This window comes from Pseudomonas sp. PS02290, from assembly GCF_029960075.1.
In the GTDB taxonomy this organism is placed as follows: domain Bacteria; phylum Pseudomonadota; class Gammaproteobacteria; order Pseudomonadales; family Pseudomonadaceae; genus Aquipseudomonas.
Genome location: NZ_JASCOY010000251.1, coordinates 1 through 255 on the forward strand (window position 1 = coordinate 1; position 255 = coordinate 255).

Annotated in this window: 1 pseudogene; it reads right to left on the reverse strand. The window is 49.4% G+C overall.

Annotated elements, in window-relative coordinates:
* Window positions 1–236, reverse strand: a pseudogene (locus tag QMX88_RS29390) (IS110 family transposase); the annotation flags it as partial.
* Window positions 237–255 lie beyond the last annotated feature (19 nt).

Sequence of the window (255 nt, forward strand, 5' to 3'; positions counted from 1 at the left end):
TCAATGATGTAAACGTCGAAACCCGCCTCATAAGCCAGCTCGATCAGGTCGATGTGATAAACATTTGTTGCTTCAACTGCAATCGCGGTGGGCCTCGGCAACGTTTTAAGCCAGCGCTTTATGGCGGGCTTGTCGTTGGTTATCGAGGTGAGCAAATCCTGATCTGGCTCGTAAATAACGAGTTCAACTTTGGCGACATCCACGCCCACGATTGACTTCGAAACGTGCATTGCCATGGACACTTCTCCACGTTAA